This is a genomic window from Pseudomonas sp. GOM6 (genome assembly GCF_029537485.1).
Taxonomy (GTDB): domain Bacteria; phylum Pseudomonadota; class Gammaproteobacteria; order Pseudomonadales; family Pseudomonadaceae; genus Aquipseudomonas.
Map to the genome: position 1 here is coordinate 250,800 of NZ_JARPUS010000002.1, position 20,198 is coordinate 270,997.

The window sequence follows — 20,198 nt, forward strand, 5'->3', positions numbered from 1 at the left end:
TTGTTTTTGCAGCCGGGGCGCAGGCGCTGACTGGCGAAGGCGAGCCCGGTGCGAACAGTTGCAGAGGGAGAACATCAGCTGAGCGATTGGCGTGCACGATGTCGGCGTGTGCATAACGAAAGCGCGTTGTAGCCGTATAATGGCGCCCTGATTTCGAGGGTGTACGGCAAATGACAGACGAACAGCGCTTCGGCGGCATCGCCCGGCTTTATGGGCGTGAGGGGCTGGAGCGCCTGGGCGCGGCCCATGTGGCGGTGGTGGGTATTGGCGGCGTCGGCTCCTGGGCGGCCGAGGCGCTGGCCCGTTCCGGGGTGGGCGAGATCTCGCTGTTCGACCTGGACGACGTGTGCATCACCAACACCAACCGCCAGGTGCATGCCATCGAGGGGGCCGTGGGCAAGGCCAAGGTCGACGAGATGGCCGCGCGCATCCATGCCATCAACCCGGCCTGCACGGTGCACGCGGTAGCCGACTTCGTCACCCGCGAGACCATGGCCGAGTACATCACCGAGCAGCTCGACGCGGTGATCGACTGTATCGACAGCGTGGCGGCCAAGGCCGCGCTGATCGCCTGGTGCAAACGGCGCAAGATTCAGATCGTCACCACCGGTGGTGCCGGTGGCCAGGTCGACCCGACACAGATCCAGGTGGCCGACCTCAACAAGACCTTCAATGACCCGCTGGCGGCCAAGGTGCGCAGCACCCTGCGCCGCGACTACAACTTCTCGCGCACGCCGGGGCGTACTTACAGCGTACCTTGCGTGTTTTCCACCGAGCAGCTGCGCTATCCCAAGCCCGACGGTACTGTGTGCCAGGCCAAGGGTTTCGTTGGTGAGGGTGTGAAACTCGACTGCGCTGGCGGCTTCGGCGCGGTGATGATGGTCACCGCCAGCTTCGGCATGGCGGCGGCCGCGCGCATCATCGACAAGCTGGTGGCTGGCGCACGGCGCCCGTCAGAGCGCAGCGCCAAGCCTGTTTAACACGCAGGAGCCGTGGTAGCGGCTTCGACCGCGATCACTCCATTACCCGATCACTTGCGCCGCCGGCGCCTGCATAAGAGTGTGCTATGAACAACAACGACGTACTGCGCAGCCTGCGCTATCTGCTGGATATCAATGATGCCGAGCTGGCAGGTATCTGCGGGGTGGCCGATTTCGACCTCGACCCGGCACTCGTGCCCGCTTTGCTGAAGAAGGATGACGAGGAGGGGTTCCAGCCGTGCACCGACGCAGTGCTGGCGCATTTCCTGGCTGGCCTGGTGTTGCACAAGCGCGGGCGTGATGAGAGTCGCCCGCCGCTGCCGGTGGAGAAGCGCCTGACCAACAACATCATCCTCAAGAAGCTGCGAGTGGCCTTCGAGCTGCGCGACGATGATCTGCACGAGATCCTGCGCCTGGCCGACCTGCCGATGACCAAGGCCGAGCTGAGTGCGTTGTTCCGTAGCCCGGAGCACAAGAACTACCGCGCCTGCGGCGATCAGGTATTGCGCAATTTCCTGCGTGGGCTGACCGAGCGCCAGCGTGGCTAGGCTCGGGTGAGTTCGCGCATGCGCTGCAGCACGGCGTTGAGGCCGTTGCTGCGCGAGGGCGAGAGCTGCCGGCTCAACCCCAGCTGGCTGAACCACTCGGCCAGGTCCAGGCTCTGCAAGGCCTGAGTTTCCAGCCCGTCGATACGCGCCAGCAACAGGGCCAGCAGGCCGCGGATCAGGCGAGCATCGCTGGCGGCGCGAAACTGCCAGACGCCCTGGTGGCAGTCGCCGACCAGCCAGACCAGGCTCTCGCAGCCGTTGACGCGGTTGGCTTCGCAGCGTTCCGCCTCGCTCAGTGGTTGCAGGCGTTCGCCCCACTGCATCAGCAGGCGTGCACGTTGCTCCCAGCCGGGGCAGGCGGAGAAGGCGTCGAGCGCCTCCTGGGCGTTGCCGGGCAGACTCATCGCAGCAACTCCAGGGCCTTGTCCAGGGCACTGAAGAAGCGCTCCAGATCCTCGCCATTGTTGTACAGGGCCAGCGAGACCCGGATCGCGCCAGGCAGTCCGAGGCGCTTGAGCAGCGGCATGGCGCAGTGATGGCCGTTGCGCACCGCAATCCCCTGATCAGTGAGCAGGTGGGCCAGGTCGGCGCCGTGCACGCCGTCCACGGTAAAGCTGGCCAGGGCCACCTGCGGCGTGCCCAGCAGCCGAATGCCGTCGCGGATGCTCAGGCCAGCCAGCAGCTTGGCATGCAGGGTGGCTTCGTGGCCGTTGACGGCGGCCTGATCCAGTCCGTTCAGATAGTCCAGTGCTGCGCCCAGGGCTATCACGCTGGAGACGGCTGGCGTGCCAGCCTCGTACCCCAGCGGCGCCGGACGAAAACGGGCGTGCTGATAATCTGCTTCCAGCACCATCTCGCCGCCAAACTGCCAGGGGCGCAGCTGCTCCAGCGCGGCGCGTCGGCCGTAGAGCAGGCCCACCCCGTCCGGGCCATAGAGCTTGTGGCTGGAGCAAACGTAGAAGTCGCAGCCCAGCGCTTGCAGATCATGGCGGCCATGCACCACGCCCTGGGCGCCGTCGACCACGGTTAGCGCGCCATGTGCCTGGGCCATGGCCAGCAGCTCGGCCAGCGGTTGCCAGCGACCGAGGACGTTGGAGAGCTGCGACACGGCGAGCAAGCGAGTATGCGGGCCGATCAGCTCGCCAGCTTGCGCCAGGTCTATCTGGCCCTCGGTGTCGAGCGGCAGGATCACCAGGTGCAAGCCGCGGCGTTCTGCCAGTTGTTGCCAGGGCAGCAGGTTGGCGTGGTGCTCCAGGGCGCTGACGGCTATTTCATCGCCGGGTTGCAGCAGGTGCTCCAGGCCGTAGGCGAGCAGGTTCAGCGATTCGGTGCTGCCTCGGGTGAAGACGATTTCCTCGCGACTGGCGGCATTCAGCCAGGCGGCAGCCTTGTCGCGTGTGGCTTCGAAGGCGCGAGTGGCACGCTCGCCCGGCAGGTGCTGGGCGCGGTGCACATTGGCCGCGCCGCTGGCGTAGTAGCCAAGCAGGCTATTCAGCACAGCTTGCGGCTTTTGCGCGGTGGCGGCGCTGTCCAGATAGGTCTGGCCTTCGGCTTCGAGGGCGAGGATGCCGGGAAAGTCGGCGCGCCAGGGAGAGATCAGAGACATGGGCGATGGCACTGCTGGGAAATGTGCTCAGTATAAATAGAGAGGCCGGGCATGAGCCCGGCCTTCTTTAACACCCTGCGCTCAGTTGTGCGCGTGCAGCGCCTCGTTCAGCTCGATGGCGGTCTTGTTGGTCTTGCATTCCACCGCGCCGCTCTGCGAGTTGCGGCGGAACAGCAGGTCGGCCTGACCGGCCAGGTCGCGGGCCTTGACCACTTTGACCAGGTTGTTGGCGTCGTCGAGCAGCGCCACTTTGGTGCCGGCGGTGATATACAGGCCGGATTCCACGGTGTTGCGGTCGCCCAGCGGGATGCCGATGCCGGCGTTGGCGCCGATCAGGCAGCCTTCACCGACGGAAATGACGATGTTGCCGCCACCGGACAGGGTGCCCATGGTCGAGCAGCCGCCGCCCAGGTCGGAACCCTTGCCGACGAACACGCCGGCGGAAACGCGGCCTTCGATCATGCCCGGGCCGGCGGTGCCGGCGTTGAAGTTGACGAAGCCTTCGTGCATCACGGTGGTGCCTTCGCCGATGTAGGCGCCCAGGCGCACGCGGGCGCTGTCGGCGATACGCACGCCGGCCGGCACCACGTAGTCGGTCATCTTGGGGAACTTGTCCACCGAGAACACTTCCAGCAGATCGCCCTTCAGGCGCGCTTCCAGCTGGCGCTCGGCCAGCTCGCTGAGGTCGACGGCGCCCTGGCTGGTCCAGGCCACGTTCGGCAGCAGCGGGAACACGCCGGCCAGGCTCAGGCCGTGCGGTTTGACCAGACGGTGGGAGATCAGGTGCAGTTTGAGGTAGGCCTCGGGGGTGGAGGACAGCTCCTTGTCTTCGGCTAGCAGGGTGGCGACCAGCGGCTTGGTGCTCTCGGCCAGACGGGTCAGCAGGGCGGACTGCAGCGGGTCGATGTTACGCAGCTCGTTGGCCAGCTCAGCCGCCTGATTGGTGCTGATGGCGATGGCCTGGTTGCCACCGGTGTAGCCCAGCTTGGCGGTCACGGCGCTGACCAGTTCGGCGCCCGGGTTGAGCAGCGGCTGCGCGTAGAAGACTTCCAGCCAGGCGCCCTGGCGGTTCTGGGTGCCGACGCCAAAGGCCAGGCTGAACAGGGAGGAGGTTGTCATGTTGGATTCCTTTTCTTTCAATTCGTGTTCGGCCGGGTCAGGCCAGCGCTTGGGCATAGAGGTCAGGCTTGAAACCGACCAGTGTGCGGTTGCCCAGGTCAAGTACCGGGCGTTTGATCATCGAAGGCTGGGCCAGCATCAGTTCGATGGCCTTGGCCTCGTCGAGGTCGGCCTTCTGCGCATCGTCCAGCTTGCGGAAGGTGGTGCCGGCACGGTTCAGCACGGTTTGCCAGCCATGCTCGGCGCACCACTTCTGCAGGTTGGCGCGGTCGATGGCGGCCGTCTTGTAATCGTGGAAGGCGTATTCGACCTGATGCTCGTCGAGCCAGGTGCGGGCCTTCTTCATGGTGTCACAGGCTTTGATGCCGTAGAGGGTGCAGGACATGGGCGTTCCTCACGGGTCTGAGGGGCAGACCGAATAGCGTGTTCCGTCAAGATTGGCCGGCGATTATGCCATGTCGGCACCGACGATAGCCCTGCATGCTGGCGGACGATCGTTTCACGATCTTTTCACTTGTGGCTGGGCAGGGTGAGGTTGTGATGCTCCTCCTCCTGCCCGGCCCAGTGCCGGGTTTCTTTTATCCGCTGTTCAGCCCTGTACGAAGGCGCGAATCCGCTTGGCGGCCTCGATGCATTCGGCCAGCGGCGCGACCAGGGCCATACGGATGCGGCCGGCGCCCGGATTCTCGCCGTTCACTTCGCGTGACAGGTAGGAGCCGGGCACCACGGTGACGTGTTCGCGGGCGAACAGTTCGCGGGTGAAGGTGGCGTCGTCCCCCGGGGTTTTGGCCCACAGGTAGAAGCTGCCGTCCGGGCGCTGCACGTCCAGCACCGGCTGCAGGATTTCCAGCACGGCGTCGTACTTGGCACGGTACTGGTCGCGGTTGGCGCGCACGTGGTCTTCGTCCTGCCAGGCGGCGATGCTGGCCAGCTGGGTCTGCACCGGCATGGCACAGCCATGGTAGGTGCGGTAGAGCAGAAAGGCCTTGAGGATGTCGGCATCGCCGGCAACGAAGCCGGAGCGCAGGCCCGGCAGGTTGGAGCGCTTGGACAGGCTGTGGAACACCACGCAGCGTTTGAAGTCGCTGCGGCCCAGTTCGGCGCAGGCGGTCAGCAGGCCGGGCGGCGGATTCTCTTCGTCGAAGTACAGCTCGCTGTAGCACTCGTCGGCGGCGATCACGAAGTCGTGCTCATCGGCCAGGGCGATCAGCTTCTTCAGCTGCGCCATCGGCACCAGCGCACCGGTAGGGTTGCCCGGCGAGCAGAGGAAGAGGATCTGGCAGCGCTGCCAGACCTCGGTCGGCACGGCGTCGAAGTCCGGGTTGAAGCCATTGTCTTCCAGGCACGGCAGGTAGTGCGGCGCGGCGCCGGCGAGCAGGGCTGCGCCTTCGTAGATCTGGTAGAACGGATTGGGGCTAACCACCAGGCCGCGCTCTTGTGTAGGTTCGGCACGCTGCACCACGGTCTGGGTGAAGGCGAACAGCGCCTCGCGTGTGCCGTTGACCGGCAACACGTGGCGGGCGGCGTCCAGCCAACCTTGCGGTACGCCGAAGCGGCGCTCGCACCAGGCGGCAATGGCTTCGCGCAGCGCGGGAATGCCCAGGGTGGTCGGATACACGGCCAGCTGATCGAGATTGTCCGCCAGGGCCTTGGCCACGAATTCCGGCGATTTGTGCTTGGGCTCGCCGATGGACAGGGCGATGGGGGGCTTGTCCGCGGGCGGGGTGATGCCGGCGAGCAGGGCGCGCAGTTTCTCGAAGGGGTAGGGCTGCAGCTGGGTGAGGGCGTGGTTCATGCGGTCTCTACTTGCGTACTCAGATGCTCAGCGAGCTGGGCGTGGCGGTTTCGCCGCCGGAGGGCGACAGCTGACGGGTGATCTCGTCCTGCAGGCGGGCACACAGCTCCGGGTCGGACAGCGGCTGGTTGTTGGCGTCGGTGATGAAGAACACGTCTTCCACCCGCTCGCCGAGGGTGGCGATCTTGGCGTTCTGCAGCGACAGGTCGAAGTCGAGGAAGATCTTGCCGATGCGTGCCAGTAGACCAGGGCGGTCCGGCGCGGTGATTTCCAGTACCGTCACCGGGCGCTGGGCGTCGTTGTGGATGGTGACCTTGGGTGCGAAGGCGAAGTGCTTGAGCTGGCGCGGTACGCGGCGCTGGATGATGTCCGGGTAGGCGTCCGGGTTCTTCAGTACTTCAATCAGGCCTTCGCGGATCTGCTTGATGCGCGCCGGGTTGTCGCCGATACGCCCGCCTTCGGCATCCAGCACGATATAGGTGTCGAGGGTGAACTGGCTGGTGGAGGTGATGATCCGCGCGTCGTGGATGTTCAGGTTGAGCTGGCTCATCGCGGCCACGGTCACGGCGAAGAAGTCGTGCTGGTCCGGAGCGTAGATGAAGATCTGCGTGGCACCTTCGAATTCGCGCTGGGCGGTTTCGCGAATCAGCACCAGCGGGCCCTTGCTGGCCGGGTGCTGCAGGATGGCCTCGGTATGCCAGGCAACATCTGCGGCGGTGTGGCGCAGGAAATAGTCGTCGCCCAGCTGGCTCCACAGCTGCTCGGCGTCGTCCTGGTCGATACCGCCGCGCACCAGGATGTCGATGGCCGCGCTCTGCGTGGTGCGGATCTGTTCCTCGCGGTCCAGTGGGTTCTCCAGGCCACGGCGCAGGGCGCGTTTGGTCTCGGTATAGAGCTGGCGCAACAGGCTGGCGCGCCAGGAGTTCCACAGGCTGGGGTTGGTGGCGTTGATATCGGCCACGGTCAGCACGTAGAGGTAGTCCAGGTGGGTCTGGTCGCCAACCAGACGGGCGAAGTCGAGGATCACCTGCGGGTCGGACAGATCCTTGCGCTGGGCAGTGGTCGACATCACCAGATGCTGCTGGACCAGCCAGACGACCAGCTGGCTGTCCCAGGTGGGGAGTTGGTGGCGGACACAGAAGGCTTCCGCGTCCACGGCGCCCAGCTCGGAATGGTCGCCTCCGCGACCCTTACCGATATCGTGGTAGAGGCCGGCGATGTAGATCAATTCGGGCTTGGGCAGCTTGTCGATCAGGCTGCTGGCGAGGGGGAATTTTTCCGCCAGCTCTGGCCACTTGAACTTGCGCAGGTGCTTGATCAGGTGAAGGGTGTGCGCGTCGACGGTGTAGATGTGGAACAGGTCGTGCTGCATCTGGCCGACGATATGACCGAACTCTGGCAGGTAACGGCCGAGGATGCCGTAGCGGTTCATGCGGCGCAGGTTGCGATGGATGCCTTGCGCGGATTTGAACAGCTCGATGAACAGGCTGGTATTGCGGATATCCGAGCGGAAATCGTCGTCGATCAGGTGCCGGCTGTCGCGCAACAGGCGGATGGTGTCGGCGCGCACTCCTTTGAGCTCGGGGTGCTGGGCCATCAGTACGAAGACTTCGAGGATGGCGAAAGGCGTGCGTTTGAAGACATTGGCGTGGGTGACTTCGATATAGCCGTCGCGTACCTGGAAGCGACTGTTGAGCGGCTGCGCCGGTGCGGCCTCATCGGTGCGCAGCAGGACTTCCTCGAAGTGCTGGGTGATCAGGTCGGATAGCTCGGCAACCGCCATCACCACCCGGTAATACTTCTGCATGAAGCGCTCGACGGCGAGTTTGCCGTCGCCATCTTCGAAGCCGAGGATGCCGGCGATCTTGCGCTGGTGGTCGAACAGCAGGCGGTCTTCGGCGCGGCCGGCCAGCATGTGCAGGGCGTAGCGGACCTTCCACAGGAACTCCTGGCTGGAGGCGAGCATGCTGTATTCGCTTTCCACCAGAAAGCCCTGCTTGACCAGGGCGTGCAGATCCAGGCTGGCGAACTGGCGGCGGGCAACCCAGAGGATGGTCTGGATATCGCGCAGGCCGCCAGGCGAGCCTTTGACGTTGGGCTCCAGGTTGTACTCGGTATCGTTGTACTTGGCGTGGCGTGCCTTGCTTTCCTTGCGCTTGGCCAGGAAGAACTCCTGGCTGGGCCACATTTGTGCAGTGCTGGTCACCTCCTGCATACGCAGGCGTAGGTGTTCCGGGCCGGCGATGGTGCGGCTTTCCATCAGGTTGGTGATGACTGTCAGGTCGGCGCGCGCCTCTTCGGCGCATTCGCCCACGCTGCGTACGCTCTGGCCGACTTCCAGGCCGATATCCCAGAGCAGGGTGAGAAAGCCTTCGATGGGCTCTCGGAAGACCTCATGGTCGGCACTGTCGAGCAGGATCAACAGGTCGATGTCGGAGAAGGGGTGCAGCTCACCGCGGCCATAACCGCCAACCGCCAGCAGGGCGATGTCGGCATCCTCGCTCCAGGCGAAGCGCTTCCAGGCCTCCTGCAGAATCTGGTCGACGAACCAGGCGCGGTCTTCGATCAGGCGGCGGATGTCGCGGCCGCTGCGAAAACGCCCGTCGAGCACCTCGCGGGCCTGCTTGATGGCCTTCTTGAAGGCAGGGATGGGGCTGGACTTGAGCGCCAGTTCCGCCTGGAACTGGCCGCGATCAAACAACTCCGGATCCATCTGCGGCATGCGGACCTACCTTCTATATATGTGGGCTCAGGCGGAGGTGCGCGGCAGGGTGTCGTCGCTGCGCAGGGTGAGGATTTCGTAGCCGGTCTCGGTGACCAGCACGGTGTGCTCCCACTGGGCGGACAGCTTGCGGTCCTTGGTGATGGCGGTCCAGCCGTCGCCGAGCAGGCGGGTCTCCGGGCGGCCCTGGTTGATCATCGGCTCGATGGTGAAGGTCATGCCTTCCTTCAGTTCCATGCCGGTGCCGGCGCGGCCGTAGTGCAGGATCTGCGGTTCTTCGTGGAAGACGGCGCCGATGCCGTGGCCGCAGTATTCGCGCACCACCGAGAAGCCCTGTTTTTCCGCGTGCTTCTGGATCACTTCACCGATATCGCCCAGGCGTGCGCCCGGCTTGACCATCTCGATGCCCTTGTACATGCACTCCTGGGTGACCTGGGCCAGGCGCTGGGCCCATTCCGGCACCTTGCCGACCATGAACATCTTGCTGGTGTCGCCGTGGTAGCCATCCTTGATCACGGTGACGTCGATGTTGAGCACGTCACCGTCCTTCAAGGGCTTGTCGTTGGGGATGCCGTGGCAGACCACGTGGTTGATCGAGGTGCAGATCGACTTGGGAAAGCCGGGCCGGCCGGGTGCGGCGCCATAGTTCAGCGGGGCAGGGATGGCCTTCTGTACGTTGACGATATAGTCGTGGCAGATGCGGTCGATTTCCTCGGTGGTGACGCCCGGCTTGACGTGCTCGCCGATCATCTCCAGCACTTCGGCTGCCAGGCGGCCGGCGACGCGCATTTTTTCGATTTCAGCGGGAGTCTTGATGGTGACGGTCATAGCGGCTCTCGGGCGAATCCATAAAGGTGGCAATGGTAACAGCTGCGTACGGCAAGCTTGAAGCTGCAATGCGCCAGCAAGGTTAAGTCGGTGCAGTGTTTTTCTAGCTTAGCTATGGCTTGTGTGGTATAAAACGCGCCGCTTTGTGGGCAGTGCTGCCCGCAAGGCTTAAATCCGCACACGTATCGACACGTTTATCCTGGGTGCTCGCAAGGGTTGGATAGCGGGATGCGTGGAGGCCTAACCCGACTTATCAAGGAACTATCATGTCCCAAGTCAACATGCGCGATATGCTGAAGGCCGGTGTGCACTTCGGCCACCAGACCCGTTACTGGAATCCGAAAATGGGCAAGTTCATTTTCGGTGCTCGCAACAAGATTCACATCATCAACCTGGAAAAAACCCTGCCGATGTTCAACGACGCTCTGTCGTTCGTTGAGAAGCTGGCTGCCGGCAAGAACAAGATCCTGTTCGTAGGCACCAAGCGTTCCGCCGGCAAGATCGTTGCTGAAGAAGCAGCGCGTTGCGGTTCTCCCTACGTTGACCACCGCTGGCTCGGCGGCATGCTGACCAACTACAAGACCATCCGTGCTTCGATCAAGCGCCTGCGCGATCTGGAAACCCAGTCCCAGGACGGCACCTTTGCCAAGCTGACCAAGAAAGAAGCCCTGATGCGCTCCCGCGACCTGGAAAAACTGGATCGCAGCCTGGGCGGTATCAAGGACATGGGCGGTCTGCCGGACGCTCTGTTCGTGATCGACGTTGACCACGAGCGCATTGCTATCACCGAAGCCAATAAGCTGGGCATCCCGGTTATCGGCATCGTCGATACCAACAGCAGCCCGGAAGGCGTTGACTACATTATCCCGGGCAACGATGACGCCATTCGCGCCATCCAGTTGTACATGGGTGCCATGGCTGACGCCGTGATCCGTGGTCGTAGCAATGCCGGCGGCGCTACCGACGAGTTCGTCGAAGAAGCTGCAGCCGAGGCTAGCGAAGGCTGATAGCGGGTAACCTCAGGTTTCCCGTTGCGCAAGAAGGGGGCTAGGCCCCCTTTTTGCCACTTGAGAATTTTATGCCCGGCGTGGCCGGGTTGAATGGTTGAACACCACTTCAAGAGGATTAGGAACATGGCAGAGATTACTGCAGCCCTGGTTAAAGAACTGCGCGAGCGTACTGGCCAAGGCATGATGGAGTGCAAGAAGGCTCTGGTTGCCGCTGGTGGCGACATCGAGAAGGCCATTGACGATATGCGCGCTTCCGGTGCCATCAAGGCCGCCAAGAAAGCCGGTAACGTCGCCGCCGAAGGCGCTATCGCCGCTCGTGTCGAGGGTGGTCGTGGCCTGCTGATCGAAGTCAACTCGCAGACCGACTTCCTGGCCCTGCAGGACGACTTCAAGACCTTCGTCAAGGAGAGTCTGGACGAAGCCTTCGCTCAGAAGCTGACCGAAGCCGCCCCGCTGATCGCTTCCCGTGAATCCGCTCGTGAGGCGCTGGTTGCCAAGTGTGGCGAAAACGTCAACATCCGTCGTCTGGCTGCCGTTGAGGGCGACGTTGTAGGTTCCTACCTGCACGGCCACCGCATCGGTGTTCTGGTTGTCCTGAAAGGCGGCAACGAAGAGCTGGCCAAGCACGTTGCCATGCACGTCGCTGCTTCCAACCCGGCCGTACTGAGCCCGGCCGACGTTTCCGAAGAGCTGATTGCCAAGGAAAAGGAAATCTTCTTGCAGCTGAACGCCGAGAAGATCGCCGGCAAGCCGGAAAACATCGTCGAAAACATGGTCAAAGGCCGTATCGCCAAGTTCCTGTCCGAAGCTAGCCTGGTTGAGCAAGCCTTCATCATGGATCCGGAAGTCAAGGTTGGTGAGCTGGCCAAGAAAGCCGGTGCTGAAATCGTTTCCTTCATCCGCTTTGAAGTGGGCGAAGGCATCGAGAAGCCGGTTGACAACTTCGCTGACGAAGTTGCCGCTCAGGTAGCTGCTGCCAAGCAATAAGGCAGTCGTTACAGCAGTAAAGAAAGAGGCTGCCCGCTCCTGCGTGCGGCCTCTTTTGCAAAGCGCGAGACACAATTGTGGCGCGCTGCACCAATTCACCGGGCAGTGGTCTGACTGCCGGGTAAACTGATTAGCCAAATAAACGCCGCAGGAGAGACAAGCAATGGCTCAGCAGATGAGTGGTCGTCAAGCACGCTATAAACGCATTCTGCTCAAGTTAAGCGGCGAGGCCCTGATGGGCTCCGAAGAGTTCGGTATCGATCCCAAGGTGCTGGATCGCATGGCGCTGGAAGTCGGCCAACTGGTTGGCATTGGCGTGCAGGTCGGTCTGGTGATCGGTGGTGGCAACCTGTTCCGTGGCGCGGCCTTGTCTGCTGCCGGCATGGATCGTGTCACTGGCGACCACATGGGGATGTTGGCTACCGTGATGAATGCGCTGGCCATGCGTGACGCACTGGAGCGTTCCAACATCCCGGCCATCGTGATGTCGGCCATTTCCATGGTGGGTGTGACCGATCACTACGATCGGCGCAAGGCCATGCGCCACCTGAATTCCGGTGAGGTGGTGATTTTCGCTGCCGGTACCGGCAACCCCTTCTTCACTACGGACTCTGCCGCCTGCCTGCGCGCCATCGAAATCGATGCCGATCTGGTGCTGAAAGCCACCAAGGTCGATGGCGTGTACACTGCCGATCCTTTCAAGGATCCCAATGCGGAGAAGTTCGAGCGTCTGACCTACGACGAGGTGCTCGACCGCAAGCTGGGCGTGATGGACCTGACGGCCATCTGTTTGGTGCGCGATCACAAGATGCCGTTGCGGGTCTTCAACATGAACAAGCCCGGTGCCCTGCTGAATATCGTGGTAGGTGGCGCCGAAGGAACCCTGATCGAGGAGGAAGCACAATGATCAACGAGATCAAGAAAGATGCTCAGGAACGCATGAGCAAGTCCCTTGAGTCCCTGGGGCGTAACCTGGCCTCTATTCGTACCGGTCGTGCGCACCCGAGCATTCTTGACAGCATTCGCGTGCCGGCCTATGGCAGCGAAATGCCGCTGAATCAGGTGGCGGCGATTACCGTGGAGGATGCGCGCACCCTGAAAATCGTGGCCCACGACAAGACCCTGAGTGCGGCGATCGAGAAGGCCATCATGATTTCTGACCTTGGCCTGAACCCGAGCAGTGCCGGCGCCACCATCCGCGTGCCGATGCCGGCTCTGACCGAGGAAACGCGCAAGGGCTACACCAAGCAGGCCCGCGGCGTTGCCGAGGATGCCAAGGTGGCCGTGCGCAACGTGCGTCGCGATGCTCTGGCTGAGTTGAAGAAGCTGTCCAAGGACAAGGAAATCAGCGAAGACGAAGAGCGCCGCGCTGCTGATGAAGTGCAGAAGCTTACCGACAAGTTCGTTGCCGAAGTCGACAAGGCTCTGGAAGCCAAAGAAGCCGATCTGATGGCGGTGTGATGTGAGCAAGGCCAAGCAGGAAGCCTCGGCGGCGATACCGCGTCACGTCGCCATCATCATGGATGGCAATAATCGCTGGGCGAAAAAGCGCTTGCTGCCTGGTGTTGCCGGTCACAAGGCGGGTGTCGATGCGGTGCGTGCCGTGATCGAGGTGTGCGCCGAGGCTGGTGTTGAAGTGCTGACCCTGTTCGCCTTCTCCAGTGAAAACTGGCAGCGCCCGGCCGAAGAGGTGGGCGCGCTGATGGAGTTGTTCCTTAGTGCTTTGCGTCGCGAGGCGCGCAAGCTCAAGGAGAACGCCATCAGCCTGCGCATCATCGGTGATCGTTCGCGGTTTCATCCGGAGCTGCAGGCGGCGATGCGTGAGGCCGAGTTGCAGACTGCTGGCGACAACCGTTTCGTGTTGCAAATCGCGGCCAACTACGGTGGCCAGTGGGATGTCGTGCAGGCTGCCCAGCGCCTGGCGCGTGAGGTGCAGGCGGGGCATCTGCGGCCCGAGGACATTACTCCGGGGCTGCTGCAGGGTTGCCTGGCAACCGGTGATCTGCCGCTGCCTGATCTGTGCATCCGTACTGGTGGCGAGCATCGCATCAGCAATTTCCTGCTCTGGCAGCTGGCTTACTCGGAGCTGTACTTCTCCGACCTGTTCTGGCCGGATTTCAAACACGAGGCCATGCGCAATGCGCTGGCCGACTTTGCCACTCGTCAGCGTCGCTTCGGCAAGACTGGTGATCAGGTGGATGCCGAGGCTCGCAGTCAATGCTGAAACAACGCGTTATTACGGCGCTGATTCTGCTGCCCATCGCCTTGGGTGGTTTTTTTCTGCTCGAAGGCGGCGCTTTTGCCCTATTTATTGCGGCGGTTGTCTGTCTTGGTGCGTGGGAGTGGGCGCGTCTGGCGGGCTTCGCAAGCCAGGCTTTGCGCGTTACTTACGCCGGTGCGGTGGCGGCACTGCTTTATGCACTCTACCTGCTGCCGCAGTTGGCGCCCTGGCTGCTGGGCGGTGCGGTGTTGTGGTGGCTGCTGGCTACAGGGTTGGTGATGACGTACCCGAAAAGCAGTCGCTATTGGGGTGGTTTACCCGGAAAATTGCTGATCGGCTTGCTGATTTTGCTGCCGGCCTGGCAAGGGTTGGTGCTGCTCAAGCAGTGGCCGCAGGCCAATGCCCTGATCATCGCTGTGATGGTGTTGGTGTGGGGGGCCGATGTAGGGGCCTATTTTTCCGGGAAGGCCTTCGGCAAGCGCAAGTTGGCGCCCAGGGTTAGCCCTGGCAAGAGTTGGGAAGGTTTCTTTGGCGGCCTGGCGTTCAGTCTGCTGCTGACCCTGGTTGTCGCCGTGCAGCAGGGTTGGTCGGTTGCCGCTGTGCTGCTGGGGTTGGCGGGTGCTGCCTTGGTGGTGGCTGCATCGGTGATTGGCGATCTGACCGAAAGCATGTTCAAGCGTCAGTCCGGGATCAAGGACAGCAGTAATCTGTTGCCTGGTCATGGAGGCGTGCTGGATCGCATCGACAGCCTGACGGCGGCCATTCCCCTGTTTGCCGTGCTGTTGTGGTTGGCAGGGTGGGGTGCTTTGTGAGCATGCCTCAGCAGATCTGTGTGCTGGGTGCGACGGGCTCCATTGGTCTCAGCACGCTCGATGTGATCGCTCGTCATCCTGAACGCTATCAGGTGTTCGCCCTAACCGGGTTTTCCCGTGTGGCCGAGTTGAAGGTGCTTTGCCTGCAACATCGGCCTGCTTTTGCGGTGACGGCTGACGAGGCTTCGGCGCGAGTGCTGCGCGAAGCGCTGCGGGCGGCAGGCCTGAGTACTGAGGTGCTGGCCGGCGAGGCTGGGTTGTGTGAGGTGGCGGCGCATCCGGCGGTAGATGCGGTGATGGCGGCCATCGTCGGTGCAGCGGGGCTCAGGCCGACGCTGGCTGCCGTGCGTGCCGGCAAGAAGGTGCTGTTGGCCAACAAGGAGGCGCTGGTTATGTCAGGCGACCTCTTTATGCAGGCCGTGCAGGAAAATGGTGCCACCTTGTTGCCGATCGACAGCGAGCACAATGCCATTTTCCAGTGTCTGCCGGTCGATCATGCGCGTGGGCTGAAGGCCGTTGGGGTGCGGCGCATTCTGTTGACGGCCTCAGGCGGGCCTTTTCGCGAAACGCCGCTGGCTGAGTTGGCGCATGTATCGCCTGAGCAGGCTTGTGCGCACCCGAATTGGTCCATGGGGCGCAAGATCTCGGTCGACTCTGCCAGCATGATGAACAAGGGCCTGGAGCTTATCGAGGCTTGCTGGCTGTTTGCGGCGCATCCTGATCAGGTCGAAGTGGTGATCCATCCGCAAAGCGTGATTCATTCGCTGGTCGATTATGTGGATGGTTCGGTGCTGGCTCAGTTGGGCAATCCGGATATGCGCACGCCAATCGCCAATGCCCTGGCTTGGCCTGAGCGGATCGATTCCGGCGTGGCGCCGCTGGATCTGTTTGCGGTGGCCCGGCTGGACTTCCAGCGCCCGGATGAGCAGCGTTTTCCTTGTCTGCGCCTGGCGCGACAGGCTGCCGAGGTGGGTGGCAGTGCGCCGGCCATGCTCAATGCGGCCAATGAAGTGGCAGTGGCGGCTTTTCTTGAGCAGCGCATTCGCTTTCCCGATATCGCGCGTATGATCGAAGAGGTCTTGCAGCGCGAGGCAGTCACTGCGGTAGAGTCCCTGGATGCGGTGTTCGCGGCTGATGCCCGGGCCAGGGTTCTTGCCAACAACTGGCTGAGTCGCTATCCGGCCTGAGTTCGGAGGAGTATGCAATGAGCGGGCTGTATATGCTGTTCGGTACGCTGATCGCCCTTGGGGTGCTGGTGACCTTTCACGAGTTCGGTCATTTCTGGGTGGCGCGGCGCTGTGGGGTAAAGGTGCTGCGCTTTTCCGTTGGTTTTGGCAGTCCGTTGGTGCGCTGGCATGACCGGCATGGAACGGAGTTCATGGTGGCCGCCATCCCGCTGGGTGGCTACGTCAAGATGCTTGATGAGCGTGAGGGTGATGTAGCACCCGAGCAGCTCGATCAAGCGTTCAATCGCAAACCGGTATTGCAGCGTATTGCCATTGTCGCAGCAGGGCCGATTGCCAACTTCCTGCTTGCTATCGCGTTCTTTTGGGCGATTGCCATGCTCGGCAGCCAGCAGGTGCGGCCGGTAATAGGCAAGGTCGAGCCGGATAGTCTCGCGGCTGCCGCAGGTTTGCAGGCTGGCCAGGAGATCGTCGCCGTGGATGGCGAGGCCACGGCAGGCTGGGCGGCGGTCAATCTGCAGCTGGTGCGCCGCTTGGGTGAAAGCGGCACCTTGGAGTTGCAGGTGCGTGAGCATGGTGCTCTGCAGGTAATGTCCCGTCAGGTGGTGCTGAATGACTGGCAGAAGGGCGTCGACGAGCCTGAGCCGCTGGCATCTCTTGGGCTAGTGCCTTGGCGGCCTGCGGTGTTGCCGGTGGTCAGTGAGCTTGATCCGGACGGTCCGGCCCAGGCGGCGGGCGTTCAGTTAGGGGATCGATTGTTGGCCCTCGATGATCAGGTGTTGGATGACTGGCAGCAGGTGGTTGACTGGGTGCGTCAGCGCCCGGGCGAGTCGGCGACATTGCGCCTGGATCGCGATGGCCGACAGGTCGAGTTGCCGCTGACTCTGGCCGAGCGTGGTGAGGGGCAGGCGCGTAGTGGTTATCTCGGGGTGGGCGTGAAGGGTGGCGAGTGGCCTGCCGACATGTTGCGCGAGGTCAGCTATGGTCCCGCCGAGGCGGTGCTTGAAGGCATGCGTCGTACCTGGGGTATGACGGTGCTAACCCTTGATTCGCTGAAGAAAATGCTGTTCGGCGAGCTCTCGGTAAAAAACTTGAGTGGGCCGATAACCATTGCTAAAGTGGCGGGCGCTTCAGCTCAGTCGGGCGTCGCGGATTTCCTGAATTTCCTCGCCTATCTGAGCATTAGCCTGGGGGTTCTCAATTTGCTGCCCATTCCTGTGCTGGATGGGGGGCATTTGCTGTTTTACCTGGTCGAATGGGTGCGTGGTCGCCCACTGTCCGAGCGGGTACAGGGCTGGGGTATTCAGATCGGTATCAGTCTGGTGCTGGGGGTCATGTTGCTGGCCCTGGTGAATGATCTGAGTCGTCTGTAACGAATAGCTGAATTCCGAATCTGCCGCGCTTTGCGGCAGTTTCTTTATTATCAGTTGGAATAAGAAAGGACTTCATGAAACGTCTGCTGCTACCCGCGGTGCTCTCCGCACTGATGATCGCCGAAGTTCACGCCGAGTCCTTCACTATCACTGACATTCAGGTCAACGGCCTGCAGCGGGTTTCCGCTGGCAGCCTGTTCGGCGCCTTGCCGCTGAACGTGGGCGATCAGGTCGACGATGGCCGTTTGGTCGAGGCGACTCGTTCGCTGTTCAAAACGGGTTTCTTCCAGGATATCCAGCTGGGCCGCGATGGCGATGTGCTGGTAATCAGTGTGGTTGAGCGTCCGTCGATTTCCACCATTGAAATCGAAGGCAACAAGGCGATCAGTACTGAAGACCTGATGAAGGGCCTGGAGCAATCCGGTCTGGCCGAGGGTGAGATCTTCCAGCGCGCTACCCTCGAAGGTGTGCGTAACGAGCTGCTGCGCCAGTATGTGGCGCAGGGCCGTTATTCCGCAGAGATCGAAGCAGAAGTTATTCCGCAGCCGCGTAACCGCGTTGCGCTGAAGATTGACATCAACGAAGGCTCGGTCGCAGCGATCCAGCACATCAACGTGGTGGGTAACAGCGTTTTCCCGGATGAAGATCTGGTCGGCCTGTTCGAGCTGAAGACCACCAACTGGCTGTCTTTCTTCAAGAATGATGACAAGTACGCTCGCGAGAAGCTCTCCGGTGACTTGGAACGTCTGCGCTCCTATTACTTGGATCGCGGCTACATCAACATGGATATCTCTTCTACTCAGGTATCCATCACACCTGACAAGAAGCACGTGTACATCACCGTCAACGTCGACGAGGGCGAAAAGTACAGTGTCAGCGAGGTCAAGCTGTCCGGCGATCTGAAAGTGCCGCAGGCAGAAATCGAGAAGCTGATGCTGGTGAAACAAGGCCAGGTCTTCTCGCGCAAGGTGATGACTACCACCTCTGAGTTGATTACCCGTCGCCTGGGCAACGAAGGTTACACCTTCGCCAACGTCAACGGCGTGCCGCAGGCCAATGACGCAGACAAGACTGTTGCCATTACCTTTGTGGTCGATCCGGGCAAGCGTGCCTATGTCAATCGCATCAACTTCCGTGGCAATACCAAGACCGAAGATGAAGTACTGCGCCGCGAAATGCGCCAGATGGAAGGTGGCTGGGCGTCGACCTACCTGATCGATCAGTCCAAGACCCGTCTGGAGCGTCTGGGTTACTTCAAGGAAGTCAACGTTGAAACCCCGCAAGTGCCGGGTAGCGACGATCAGATCGACGTCAACTACAGCGTGGAAGAGCAGCCGTCCGGCTCCATCACTGCCAGCGTTGGTTTTGCGCAGAATGCCGGTTTGATCCTGGGCGGTTCTATCAGTCAGAACAACTTCCTCGGTACCGGTAACAAGGTCAGCCTGGGTCTGACCCGTTCGGAGTACCAGACTCGCTATAACTTCGGCTTCGTCGATCCCTACTGGACAGTGGATGGCGTCAGCCTGGGTTACAACGCCTTCTATCGCACCACTGACTACGATGAACTGGACGTAGATGTCTCCAGCTACTCGGTTGACAGTTATGGTGCGGGTGTCAGCATCGGCTACCCGATCAGCGAGACCTCGCGCCTGACCTACGGTCTGACCATCCAGCAAGATAGCCTGGACACCGGTTTCTACACCGTCGACGAAATCGTTGATTTCATCGAAGAGGAGGGTGACGACTTCCTCAACCTGAAAGCCTCCATCGGTTGGTCGGAGTCGACTCTCAATCGAGGTGTGCTGGCAAATCGCGGTCACTCGCAGAGCCTGGTACTGGAATCGACTGTTCCGGGTAGTGATCTGTCGTTCTTCAAGCTGGACTACCGTGGCCAGATTTTTGCGCCGCTGTCGAAGGACTACACCATGCGTTTCCATACCGAGCTGGGTTATGGCGATAGCTATGGTTCGACGTCTGAACTGCCGTTCTACGAGCATTACTATGCGGGTGGCTTCAACTCGGTGCGGGGTTTCGAGGACAGCAGTCTTGGTCCTCGCAGCACGCCGAGCGTTGTCCGCAACTCGCAGGGTGAAATCGTCTTCGACACCGAGGACAAGTACGGCCGCTTTACAGACCCGGATCAGGATCCGTTGCCGTTCGGTGGTAACGTATTGATTCAGGGTGGTGCCGAGCTGCTGTTCCCCCTGCCATTTGTCAAGGATCAGCGCTCGCTGCGTACCTCGCTGTTCTGGGACGTGGGTAGCGTCTTCGATACCAATTGCACTGACAGCCAAAAGGCGCTCAGCGATAGCTGCGATATCGACTTTGGTAACCTGGCCAGCTCAGTGGGTGTTGGTGTGACCTGGATTACCGCTCTCGGCCCGCTGAGCTTCAGTTTGGCGATGCCGGTGAAGAAACCGGATGACGCGGATACCCAGGTATTCCAGTTCTCCCTGGGCCAAACTTTCTAATTTGCTAGACAACAGTGTTTGTTGCAGGAGTGCATCGTGCGTAAGTTGACTCAATTGGTTCTGGTTGCTGCCACCATGCTGGCAACCCCGGCCTTCGCCGAGATGAAGATCGCGGTGATGAACTATCAGATGGCCTTGCTTGAGTCGGATGCTGCGAAGAAGTACGCCGTCGACGCCGAGAAGAAGTTCGGCCCGCAACTGAACAAGCTCAAGCAGTTGGAAGGCGATGCCAAGCGTATCCAGGATCGCTTGGTCAAAGATGGCGAGAAGATGCAGCAGGCCGAGCGTGAGCGCCTGGAGCTCGAGTTCAAGCAGAAAGCCCGCGATTTTCAGTTCCAGTCCAAGGAGCTGAACGAAGCCAAGGCCATTTCCGACCGTGACATGCTCAAGCAGCTCAAGCCGAAGCTGGATAAAGCGGTTGAGGAAGTGATCAAGCAGGGTAACTACGATCTGGTGCTGGAGCGTGGCGCCGTTGTGGACGTCAAGCCGCAGTACGAGATCACCCGCCAGGTCATTCAGCGCATGAACTCGCTGCGCTGAAG

The 20,198-nt window shown here is 61.7% G+C and carries 19 protein-coding genes; 12 read left to right on the forward strand and 7 right to left on the reverse strand.

Translation table 11 applies throughout. The features are described 5' to 3' along the window. The first annotated feature begins 170 nt into the window (after window positions 1–170). Both tcdA and P7A97_RS03755 read left to right on the forward strand, forming a co-directional pair. Window positions 171–980: a tRNA cyclic N6-threonylcarbamoyladenosine(37) synthase TcdA gene (tcdA, locus tag P7A97_RS03750; protein WP_277688599.1), complete on the forward strand. Its 810-nt coding sequence runs from the start codon at window positions 171–173 to the stop codon at window positions 978–980. Window positions 981–1,066: 86 nt separating this feature from the next. Next, a complete protein-coding gene (locus P7A97_RS03755) occupies window positions 1,067–1,528 on the forward strand; it encodes a DUF1456 family protein (protein WP_277688600.1) in 462 nt (153 codons plus the stop codon). Here the strand turns inward: P7A97_RS03755 and P7A97_RS03760 are convergent. The 7 genes from P7A97_RS03760 to map form a co-directional block, all read right to left on the reverse strand. After that, complete coding sequence (locus P7A97_RS03760) at window positions 1,525–1,932, reverse strand: SufE family protein (RefSeq protein ID WP_277688601.1); 408 nt, start codon at window positions 1,930–1,932, stop codon at window positions 1,525–1,527. The two genes, P7A97_RS03755 and P7A97_RS03760, sit on opposite strands and share 4 nt — an antisense overlap. Continuing rightward, window positions 1,929–3,134 carry a cysteine desulfurase gene (locus P7A97_RS03765; protein WP_277688602.1) on the reverse strand — a complete coding sequence of 402 codons (1,206 nt, stop codon included), beginning with the start codon at window positions 3,132–3,134 and terminating at the stop codon, window positions 1,929–1,931. Before P7A97_RS03765 ends, P7A97_RS03760 begins: the two co-directional genes overlap by 4 nt. 81 nt (window positions 3,135–3,215) lie before the next feature. Beyond that, window positions 3,216–4,253 carry a 2,3,4,5-tetrahydropyridine-2,6-dicarboxylate N-succinyltransferase gene (dapD, locus tag P7A97_RS03770; RefSeq protein ID WP_277688603.1) on the reverse strand — a complete coding sequence of 346 codons (1,038 nt, stop codon included), beginning with the start codon at window positions 4,251–4,253 and terminating at the stop codon, window positions 3,216–3,218. Between the two features lie 37 nt (window positions 4,254–4,290). After that, window positions 4,291–4,638: an ArsC family reductase gene (locus tag P7A97_RS03775; RefSeq protein ID WP_277688604.1), complete on the reverse strand. Its 348-nt coding sequence runs from the start codon at window positions 4,636–4,638 to the stop codon at window positions 4,291–4,293. Between the two features lie 204 nt (window positions 4,639–4,842). Next, complete coding sequence (gene dapC, locus P7A97_RS03780; RefSeq protein ID WP_277688605.1) at window positions 4,843–6,048, reverse strand: succinyldiaminopimelate transaminase; 1,206 nt, start codon at window positions 6,046–6,048, stop codon at window positions 4,843–4,845. A gap of 19 nt (window positions 6,049–6,067) precedes the next feature. Then, complete coding sequence (locus tag P7A97_RS03785) at window positions 6,068–8,770, reverse strand: [protein-PII] uridylyltransferase (RefSeq protein ID WP_277688606.1); 2,703 nt, start codon at window positions 8,768–8,770, stop codon at window positions 6,068–6,070. 27 nt (window positions 8,771–8,797) lie between these two features. Then, window positions 8,798–9,598, reverse strand: coding sequence for a type I methionyl aminopeptidase (gene map, locus P7A97_RS03790; protein WP_277688607.1), 801 nt, complete (start codon window positions 9,596–9,598; stop codon window positions 8,798–8,800). A 266-nt stretch (window positions 9,599–9,864) separates the two neighbouring features. On the opposite strand from map, the gene rpsB reads away from it, so the two are divergent. The 10 genes from rpsB to P7A97_RS03840 all read left to right on the forward strand — a co-directional run bounded on the left by rpsB (window position 9,865) and on the right by P7A97_RS03840 (window position 20,196). Beyond that, window positions 9,865–10,605 carry a 30S ribosomal protein S2 gene (gene rpsB / locus P7A97_RS03795; protein WP_277688608.1) on the forward strand — a complete coding sequence of 247 codons (741 nt, stop codon included), beginning with the start codon at window positions 9,865–9,867 and terminating at the stop codon, window positions 10,603–10,605. A 126-nt stretch (window positions 10,606–10,731) separates the two neighbouring features. Next, window positions 10,732–11,595 carry a translation elongation factor Ts gene (gene tsf, locus P7A97_RS03800; RefSeq protein WP_277688609.1) on the forward strand — a complete coding sequence of 288 codons (864 nt, stop codon included), beginning with the start codon at window positions 10,732–10,734 and terminating at the stop codon, window positions 11,593–11,595. Between the two features lie 163 nt (window positions 11,596–11,758). Next, window positions 11,759–12,502, forward strand: a complete 744-nt coding sequence (gene pyrH / locus P7A97_RS03805) for a UMP kinase (RefSeq protein ID WP_277688610.1) — start codon at window positions 11,759–11,761, stop codon at window positions 12,500–12,502. Further along, entirely contained in the window at window positions 12,499–13,056 is a 558-nt protein-coding gene (gene frr, locus P7A97_RS03810) for a ribosome recycling factor (protein ID WP_277688611.1), read from the forward strand. The genes pyrH and frr overlap by 4 nt, the downstream gene beginning before the upstream one ends. Before the next feature lies 1 nt (window position 13,057). Next, window positions 13,058–13,819: a polyprenyl diphosphate synthase gene (uppS, locus tag P7A97_RS03815; RefSeq protein ID WP_277688612.1), complete on the forward strand. Its 762-nt coding sequence runs from the start codon at window positions 13,058–13,060 to the stop codon at window positions 13,817–13,819. Beyond that, a complete protein-coding gene (locus P7A97_RS03820; RefSeq protein ID WP_277688613.1) occupies window positions 13,813–14,628 on the forward strand; it encodes a phosphatidate cytidylyltransferase in 816 nt (271 codons plus the stop codon). The genes uppS and P7A97_RS03820 overlap by 7 nt, the downstream gene beginning before the upstream one ends. After that, a complete protein-coding gene (ispC, locus tag P7A97_RS03825) occupies window positions 14,625–15,815 on the forward strand; it encodes a 1-deoxy-D-xylulose-5-phosphate reductoisomerase (protein WP_277688614.1) in 1,191 nt (396 codons plus the stop codon). The genes P7A97_RS03820 and ispC overlap by 4 nt, the downstream gene beginning before the upstream one ends. Before the next feature lie 17 nt (window positions 15,816–15,832). After that, window positions 15,833–17,185 (forward strand): sigma E protease regulator RseP, encoded by a 1,353-nt coding sequence (rseP, locus tag P7A97_RS03830; protein WP_277688615.1) that lies wholly within the window; start codon window positions 15,833–15,835, stop codon window positions 17,183–17,185. A gap of 74 nt (window positions 17,186–17,259) precedes the next feature. Next, complete coding sequence (gene bamA, locus P7A97_RS03835; protein ID WP_277688616.1) at window positions 17,260–19,656, forward strand: outer membrane protein assembly factor BamA; 2,397 nt, start codon at window positions 17,260–17,262, stop codon at window positions 19,654–19,656. Window positions 19,657–19,692: 36 nt separating this feature from the next. Then, the gene (locus P7A97_RS03840; RefSeq protein ID WP_277688617.1) at window positions 19,693–20,196 is read left to right on the forward strand and encodes an OmpH family outer membrane protein; all 504 of its coding nucleotides are present in this window, start codon (window positions 19,693–19,695) and stop codon (window positions 20,194–20,196) included. Window positions 20,197–20,198 lie beyond the last annotated feature (2 nt).

Bases quoted from the DNA above. Each gene is read 5' to 3' on its own strand.
- P7A97_RS03765 (WP_277688602.1), bottom strand. From the start codon at position 3,134: ATGTCTCTGATCTCTCCCTGGCGCGCCGACTTTCCCGGCATCCTCGCC.
- tcdA (WP_277688599.1), top strand. From the start codon at position 171: ATGACAGACGAACAGCGCTTCGGCGGCATCGCCCGGCTTTATGGGCGT.
- rpsB (WP_277688608.1), top strand. From the start codon at position 9,865: ATGTCCCAAGTCAACATGCGCGATATGCTGAAGGCCGGTGTGCACTTC.
- tsf (WP_277688609.1), top strand. From the start codon at position 10,732: ATGGCAGAGATTACTGCAGCCCTGGTTAAAGAACTGCGCGAGCGTACT.
- frr (WP_277688611.1), top strand. From the start codon at position 12,499: ATGATCAACGAGATCAAGAAAGATGCTCAGGAACGCATGAGCAAGTCC.
- dapC (WP_277688605.1), bottom strand. From the start codon at position 6,048: ATGAACCACGCCCTCACCCAGCTGCAGCCCTACCCCTTCGAGAAACTG.
- P7A97_RS03820 (WP_277688613.1), top strand. From the start codon at position 13,813: ATGCTGAAACAACGCGTTATTACGGCGCTGATTCTGCTGCCCATCGCC.
- P7A97_RS03785 (WP_277688606.1), bottom strand. From the start codon at position 8,770: ATGCCGCAGATGGATCCGGAGTTGTTTGATCGCGGCCAGTTCCAGGCG.
- P7A97_RS03760 (WP_277688601.1), bottom strand. From the start codon at position 1,932: ATGAGTCTGCCCGGCAACGCCCAGGAGGCGCTCGACGCCTTCTCCGCC.
- map (WP_277688607.1), bottom strand. From the start codon at position 9,598: ATGACCGTCACCATCAAGACTCCCGCTGAAATCGAAAAAATGCGCGTC.
- bamA (WP_277688616.1), top strand. From the start codon at position 17,260: ATGAAACGTCTGCTGCTACCCGCGGTGCTCTCCGCACTGATGATCGCC.
- P7A97_RS03775 (WP_277688604.1), bottom strand. From the start codon at position 4,638: ATGTCCTGCACCCTCTACGGCATCAAAGCCTGTGACACCATGAAGAAG.
- P7A97_RS03755 (WP_277688600.1), top strand. From the start codon at position 1,067: ATGAACAACAACGACGTACTGCGCAGCCTGCGCTATCTGCTGGATATC.
- dapD (WP_277688603.1), bottom strand. From the start codon at position 4,253: ATGACAACCTCCTCCCTGTTCAGCCTGGCCTTTGGCGTCGGCACCCAG.
- pyrH (WP_277688610.1), top strand. From the start codon at position 11,759: ATGGCTCAGCAGATGAGTGGTCGTCAAGCACGCTATAAACGCATTCTG.
- rseP (WP_277688615.1), top strand. From the start codon at position 15,833: ATGAGCGGGCTGTATATGCTGTTCGGTACGCTGATCGCCCTTGGGGTG.